The sequence below is a fragment of the Colwellia psychrerythraea genome (assembly GCF_000764185.1).
GTDB lineage: Bacteria > Pseudomonadota > Gammaproteobacteria > Enterobacterales > Alteromonadaceae > Colwellia > Colwellia psychrerythraea_B.
In genome coordinates this window covers 1-6,933 of the sequence record NZ_JQEC01000025.1, presented here as the reverse complement: position 1 = coordinate 6,933, position 6,933 = coordinate 1, and the positions used below count along the sequence as shown (strand labels likewise).

Annotated in this window: 8 protein-coding genes; 6 read left to right on the top strand and 2 right to left on the bottom strand. The window is 39.4% G+C overall.

The genetic code is table 11. The features are described 5' to 3' along the window. Positions 1–166 precede the first annotated feature (166 nt). A complete protein-coding gene (locus tag GAB14E_RS25530) occupies positions 167–298 on the top strand; it encodes a hypothetical protein (protein WP_269429112.1) in 132 nt (43 codons plus the stop codon). 14 nt (positions 299–312) lie between these two features. Here the strand turns inward: GAB14E_RS25530 and GAB14E_RS11995 are convergent, their stop codons facing one another. After that, positions 313–1,467, bottom strand: coding sequence for an IS110 family RNA-guided transposase (locus GAB14E_RS11995; protein WP_033081990.1), 1,155 nt, complete (start codon positions 1,465–1,467; stop codon positions 313–315). Between the two features lie 137 nt (positions 1,468–1,604). On the opposite strand from GAB14E_RS11995, the gene GAB14E_RS12000 reads away from it, so the two are divergent. Further along, positions 1,605–1,904: a hypothetical protein gene (locus GAB14E_RS12000; RefSeq protein WP_033082303.1), complete on the top strand. Its 300-nt coding sequence runs from the start codon at positions 1,605–1,607 to the stop codon at positions 1,902–1,904. A 523-nt stretch (positions 1,905–2,427) separates the two neighbouring features. Beyond that, positions 2,428–2,814 carry a hypothetical protein gene (locus GAB14E_RS12005; protein WP_033082302.1) on the top strand — a complete coding sequence of 129 codons (387 nt, stop codon included), beginning with the start codon at positions 2,428–2,430 and terminating at the stop codon, positions 2,812–2,814. Between the two features lie 15 nt (positions 2,815–2,829). Here GAB14E_RS12005 and GAB14E_RS12010 read toward each other — a convergent pair whose 3' ends face one another. Then, entirely contained in the window at positions 2,830–3,789 is a 960-nt protein-coding gene (locus tag GAB14E_RS12010; RefSeq protein WP_033082301.1) for an IS110 family RNA-guided transposase, read from the bottom strand. A gap of 341 nt (positions 3,790–4,130) precedes the next feature. On the opposite strand from GAB14E_RS12010, the gene GAB14E_RS12015 reads away from it, so the two are divergent. From GAB14E_RS12015 to GAB14E_RS12030, 3 genes are all read left to right on the top strand, one after another. Further along, positions 4,131–4,622 (top strand): rod shape-determining protein, encoded by a 492-nt coding sequence (locus GAB14E_RS12015; RefSeq protein ID WP_033082300.1) that lies wholly within the window; start codon positions 4,131–4,133, stop codon positions 4,620–4,622. 104 nt (positions 4,623–4,726) lie between these two features. Then, a complete protein-coding gene (locus GAB14E_RS12020; RefSeq protein WP_033082299.1) occupies positions 4,727–5,641 on the top strand; it encodes an FRG domain-containing protein in 915 nt (304 codons plus the stop codon). Positions 5,642–5,718: 77 nt separating this feature from the next. Beyond that, positions 5,719–6,899 (top strand): IS3 family transposase gene (locus GAB14E_RS12030; RefSeq protein ID WP_156115705.1). Its coding sequence is split into 2 segments (ribosomal slippage): positions 5,719–6,004 and positions 6,004–6,899, totalling 1,182 coding nucleotides; the frame shifts between segments, so codons are not numbered across the junction. Positions 6,900–6,933 lie beyond the last annotated feature (34 nt).

The following is a 6,933-nucleotide window of genomic DNA, read 5'->3' as shown; positions in this document are numbered from 1 at the left end:
GGCGTTGGTATGACTCCCCACGTCAAGTTAAATACACCGATCCCTGCTCATTAATTTAGAGCCATAATGTCTACTTTTAAAATAAAAGAGTTAACGCATAGATGAAGCAAGTAATTTCGTCGGTTATCATGCTGATATTCGTGGATTACTAACCTGTTGGTTAGCAGTGCCGACCTTACTTATTCCGTCGTGGCACCTGATTTCAGTCTATGCTCGTGGTTCAACGATAATAAATACCGTTGCCAGCCTAACGCCCTCGGTGGTTATGCCACAGCCGATGCTTGACCCAATGCGCTAACTCAAAACTTTTTATCATGCAGGTACTCTCGATATTCTTAATCGTGTATCAACTGGCGTAATGACTACTTCACGGGCAATAGCCCACAGGTAAGCGGCCATCTCTCTGGCAATGGCTATCACCACGACATTACGATGTTTTCCTCTACTCAGCAGCCGATTGTATCGTCGGCACAGCCTAAGTTGGGCCTGCCAAGCAATATCGGTAATTTCTTTGGGTAAGCCTTCCTGACGCTTTTGTAATTCTGTCGATATATTGGCTTTGTGCTTATATGTATGAGCGCCTTGAACAAGTAAACGCCTTGCTCGTCCATTGCCACATTTGGTAATGCTACCTAACCGCCGTTTATCACCACTGCTGTGCTCTTTTGAGACTAATCCTAGATACGACATGAGCTTTTTTGGATGGTCAAAGCGCCTTAAATCGCCAAGCTCTGCGACAATACCCGTTGCGATAAGCAGTCGAACACCTCTGACGGCTTGAAGTGCTTTAACTACAGGATAAAACCGCCACGACTTCACCTGATGAAATAATTCATTGGCCAGTCGTTTCTCTCGCTGTATTCGCTCAGTGATAACTTGTATCATTTCTTGCAAAACGATTTGTTGGCTTGGGTGAGGTAAAATGAGCTCAGTCAACCAACGAAGGTGTTGAAGTGACCAATTATCGTTGACCTTACAGCTGATGTTATTACGAAGAAATAGGGCCTTAAGTTGATATTTAGCATCCTTTAAGTCTTTCATCGCTGTTTCTCTTGCCCTTGATAGGTCGCGTATTGCTTCGTCTTCAGGCTCTGGCACATATATGGGTGTTAATTCTTCATCCTTAAGCAGTTTGGTTAATTTCAACGCATCACGTTTGTCAGTTTTTACTTTATCTCCTGGTTTCTTTGGAATTAATGAGGGGGCAACGACATAGCAGCAATGACTCAAGCTGGTCAGTAATCGGTAAATCCAATAACCACAGGGGCCTGCTTCATAAACAAAATGTAGTGTCGCCTGTGGGTATTTGGATTGATATTGCCGAGCCAATTTTGTAATGGCTGCTTTGGTCGTTTTTATTTTTCCATAATGAACGGGTTTTGCACCACGTTGGTCTTCTACATGTGCCACTTCGGTAGACACTTTATGGGTATCTAAGCCGATGAAAAGTATGTTATATTTGTACATGTTAGCCTCCAGTTTATATTGTTTAACACATATATTATGGCTCTGGTTTTACTAACCCACGAATCTGGAGGCTAGCACCTCGTGGGAGTCATTATGTCTATGTTTACAATCACTATAGAGCGGCAATCGGAGGTTAGTTGGAAGTTAATACTTGGGTAGATTTTTTACTTTATACGTCATTTACCTTAGGCATTATTCTTGTAGGGCTACCTATGGGTATTAGTTACACCTTCGTTTCAATTAGATTCTTAACTAAACAAGATAACACGCCATATCATAAGCTCGTTGATACAGAGTTTTATGGTAAATCACCATATGAAACATTGTTCGTGGGCTTATTTATGCTTTCTGCATCTATTTGGTATTTATTCATTGATCTAGGTGGTCATTTAATATTGTGTTTTAATAACGTATCCACCTATTTTGCTGGAAATTAAAAAGCTTGTGCAATACGTAAACATAACAAGTCACTAAAGCAGGACTCGTAACAGTTGGCTCGGTTCCGCTTCGCTTCACATTTTAGCCAACAATTACTCGCCTCTTAGTGAGGCGTTATGCGTCAGCCTTATTTCAATTTTATTTATTTTTCACGGTTGGTGTTTTACAAAGATTACTGCGCTTGTTGCCTTTTCTTTATCTTGGTAGCTTAAGTGCAAAATATTCTGTTTCAGCTTTTGGCTAAACAGTTTTTCGCCAGTCTAGTTTTGGCGATAAACGCGACTTAAAATAAGTGGCTCAAAATTCACGGTTTGGTGTGTCGCGCTGCGTGGGAGTTTTTTAACTCTACGGTCGGGCTGCCACGAAACCTTATATAAATGGCGTTGTTTGTGGTAATCACATCCAGCGCATAACAAGGCGCTCAAACGGAAAAATTACAGTTGGCTCGCGCTCCGCGCAGTTTAGCCTAACTGTATTTTTCCGCTTAGCTTGACGTTAGTTGCCAAGTAAACCGGAGTCCGTGTGAAATATTTTGCATTAATGCTACTGTTCATTTGTGAGTTTTCGGAAGCTTGTCGGCATAGGCGACCTCCAGACGTTGAAAATGAATATAAAAAAGCCGATTATGTTTTCATAGCAAAAGTCTTGTCTAACGAAAAAAGTAAAAGTGGGAGTATAACGGTAGGAACAGGGCCGCAGCAGATATCAGTCGAGGATGTTGAGGTCATTAAAGGGGAAACTCCGCCCACTACATTCACTTTATTAGGATGCGGTATTGGGAGTGGAGTAGGTGAAGTCTCGTTGTTTTATTTAGAGAAGCATAATGGTAAATGGAACGCTCAAGCTGTACTAATATCGATATACCCCGAAATGGTTACAAAAGCTAAATCAATGGCAACTAACAAGTGACTATGGTGTCAATTTTTAATTATTATTCATTTTCGAATCCCAATAGACACCATCTCTCACCATTGAATTTAAGATCACAATCATCTTTCTAACACACGCAATGATGGCTATCTTTTTGGGTTTTCCCGCGGCTACCAACCGCTGATATGTTGCCTTGAAAACTGGATTACATTGCATCGCTGACATCATCGACATAAACATTGCTGTCCTTATTTGGTGACGTCCACCGCGTATCATTCGTTTACCTTTAAACGAGCCACTTTCTCGATTTATAGGTGCTACACCGACTAAAGCTGCGGCCTCTTTATTGGTGATATAACCAAGCTCTGGCATGTTACTTAATAGGCTAAACGCGACAACATTTCCTACACCAGGAACACTTTGAATAATGTCATTCTTAATTTGATATTCATCACATTGTTCAATTAGTTTAATCATCTTGTTGTCTATTTTTGTGAGCTGATTATTGATAACGGTGAGTATGGGATTTATCGTACTTTCTAGCGCTTTAGGCAGTATTTGTAGTCTATTTTTCTCCATGGTGCGCATTTCCATTAACTGGCAACGCCTCGATAATAAGTCGCTCATCTTCCTAAGTGTTTCTGGCTTAAGCGTAGATAGTTTGGGCTTTAGGGCTTCGCTATAGTAAGCAATCAACTTCGCATCAAGCTTATCTGTTTTCGCTAATTGGCCAATGGCACCTGCAAACTTTTTGATGTGAACAGGATTGGCGACAACAAACGGTAACTTCTCTTTTGCACAAACGATAATAAAGGCTTGTTCGAGTCGTCCTGTTGCTTCAATAACTATACGTGTTGGGTGATGCTTCTTAATTTCCTTTATCGCTTTGTTGATACCTTTATCATCATTGGAAACGGTGAAGTAAATATCTAACGGGCGAATGTAAATATCGAGTTGAGTTTTACCTGTATCGACACCGACGTTAATTTCATTTTGATTATTTTTGCTATTCATAATAAGCTGACTCTGCCTTGCTAATTCCGGCTCGAGGCCCAGTTGACTATCCGAGTTTATTGCTTGGAGTTTTATACGATGTTCTCACTTGTTATCGGTCTCTCAACAGAGGAGCCATCACTCAATCGAACTATCGTATAAAAAGGCTTTGGTTGCAGCCAAAGCTTGGGTCTCACTTTACCTAAACTGGTTTAAAATGGAACACTAGTTATGGATGTTATTATCCATACAAGTCATTCAAAAGGACAAAAAACAGTTGGTTTTTGCTCCTTCGTCACTTATTTTAACCAACTATTTTTTGCCTCTTAATGAGGCGGTAAGTGGCTCGGAGGCCGAGAGTATTGTTCACATATATTAGAAGTCTTTTCTCGAATGATTTACTTGTTGAGTTAAGTGAAAGTAAAATTTCAATTAAGGTTTTTTCGTCAGATATAAAGTTTGAAGAAGAGCCATATATTGCTGTAGAAAACACCAAAAAAGGTGAAATTGTAAAAGCTATAGGAACAGAAGCAAAACGGGAAACTGCTAGCAATATCACAGTAACTAACCCTTTTAAGCACCCTAGATCATTTGTTGCAGACTTTATGCTTGCTGAGAAAATTATCCAACATGGAATCTATCAAATCCATAAATCTAGAATTCGACCTGCACCAAGAATCATTATGCACCAACTTGAAAAAGTGGAAGGTGGTTTAACTTCAATAGAAGACCGCGTACTACGGGAACTTGCTGTCGGTTCAGGAGCAAGAGAAGTGATAATATATTTAGGTGGCAAAATTAACACTAGCGCTGAAAGTTTTGACTCTGTAAAGTCAAGAGTATCAGCCACTTAACAAGCTGCTTAAAACGGACTGCTAACAGTTGGCTGCGCTTCGTTCCTCGCTATTTTAGCAAACTAATAAAAAGCCCCTTAATGTGGGCGTTAGGTTTTTAGAGTATGAAAGAACATCGGCGATTATATTCAAAGGTAGTGAAAGACTTCCCAGAACTTTTAAAACTTATATCTATTCCTATATCTGATAAGTTGCCTACTGCATTTCGTGGTCAAGCCAATTCCGATTGGTTAATTCAATCGTCATATTCTCGTTGGTATATTAAAAATAACCCGAGTAGTGAAGAAGCCACACTCATTGAAGATTTTAAAGCAATAGAAGAAAAAGCAAAACAGGGCTTTGAACAACGAGTTCATTACCATGAACTTGCTGAACAGATCATTGATGAATTCTCTAACAAATTAGGGGATGTAAATAATTTGCAGTTAAACTTTTCTCAAGTCATGTACTTGGCTCAACACTACGAATTACCAACTAATTTAATTGATTTTACTTTTGACCCAAACATCGCATTATTTTTTGCTTTTGATTATGAAACGCCACCAGAAACTGGTTATGTTTCATGGTTTAAAACAACACCTTGGTTTTATGCTCAATCAATTATAACGGCAGCATGTCAGCACCATTTCGTTGATAGGGATGAGCTATGGAAAGAGGCTACTACCTTAATAAAAGGGGATCGAGGCATAAAAGTCCCTTCTATTGGTGAAATAGATAGAAGTATTAATTTAAGAATAAATGCTCAGAAAGGATGCTTTGTATATTACTCGGAAGTTTTTCCATATGATAAAGTCATGCATATGATGGAGTGCTGGCAACCTAGCGGTGGCTGGGGGTCTCAACTTAAAGTCGATATCCCAATATTCCTAAAACAAGAAGTAATGGATTATCTTTCATCTATTGGTATTACAAAACAAGCAATGTACCCTACATTAAGTGATGAATTATTACCTTCAGGTTCAATTTCATTCGATTCATATGTTAAAGCTTGTGTTGAAGAAACAGGAATAAAAACCTAACAAGTCGTTTAAAAGGACAATGATGATCTTCCCCCGATAAAACGGACACCAAAATCTAACTAAAGATGAGGTGTCTTATGCCTAAGTACAACAATCCAAGACGAACTTGGAAGTATTCAAATGACTTCAAAGTCAACGCTATTCAATTAAGTTATGTTGTTGGCGTCACAATAAAATCAGTCGCTGAAAAACTCGACATACACCCGTTTATGCTGTCACGATGGCGAAAAGAATATCGTGAAGGGATCATTGTGGCTGATAAACGAAAAAAAGTGGCTGGCCAATCAAAAGCCAAAAAAGTACTTACCAAAGAACAACAACTAGAACGTGAAAATAAACAGCTCAAGGAGGAGCTGTATATCCTAAAAAAGTGGCAACGGTTTCTTGCCGAGGAACATCAAGCCGATATCGATTCATCGAAAAACTCAGAGCCGACATAAAGGTAACGAGATTACTGAAGTTTTTTGATGTTTCTAAAAGTGGCTATTACGATTGGTGTGAACGTCAACCAAGTGCTAGAGCGATAGAGGATGTTGAACTTAAAAAGAAAATTCAGCAAATATTCACTGAGAATAAAGGACGCTATGGTAGTCCCCGCATATTTAAAGCCTTGCAAAAGCAAGGATACAGCATAGGTAAAAAACGTGTTGAACGCTTGTATCGTGCACTTGGCTTGGTCGCTCGAGTGATGCGCGTGACGACACGCTCTGCGTTTTATAAGCGCTTCCTTACGACAGGTAAAAACTTACGACCTGATGGTGAAGTGCCATTGGTTAAAAATAAAGTATGGGTAGCAGATGTCACGTATTTGAAAGTGAAAGGTATATGGCGTTATTTATCGGTAATAATGGATTTATATTCACGGCGTATTATTAGCTGGAGTTTAGATAAAAAGAGAACGATGGAAGTCACCAAACGAACACTAAAAAATGCAATAAAGAACCGAAGACCTCAAGGTGGTTTAATGCTGCATACAGACCGAGGTGTGGAATATCGAGGTAATGTTTTTCAAACGGCTTTAAAACGAGCAGGTATTACACATAGCTTAAGCCGAGCGGGTAAATGTACTGATAATGCGCATATGGAGTCATTTTTCCATTCAATGAAGACCGAAGTTATTCGCGGTAATGTATTTAATAGTGATAAAGAACTGCGCGGAACACTTGGAAGTTACATTAACAAATACTACAATGTTTCGAGGCTGCATTCAGGGATAAATTATTGTTCGCCAATAGAATATGAAGCCCTGGCAGCGTGAAAAAAAATGTGTCCGTTTTATCGGGGGAAGATCA

What these genes read in the sequence shown, in the direction of transcription:
- GAB14E_RS11995 (WP_033081990.1), bottom strand. Translation starts at nt 1,467, where the DNA reads ATGTACAAATATAACATACTTTTCATCGGCTTAGATACCCATAAAGTG.
- GAB14E_RS12010 (WP_033082301.1), bottom strand. Translation starts at nt 3,789, where the DNA reads ATGAATAGCAAAAATAATCAAAATGAAATTAACGTCGGTGTCGATACA.
- GAB14E_RS12020 (WP_033082299.1), top strand. Translation starts at nt 4,727, where the DNA reads ATGAAAGAACATCGGCGATTATATTCAAAGGTAGTGAAAGACTTCCCA.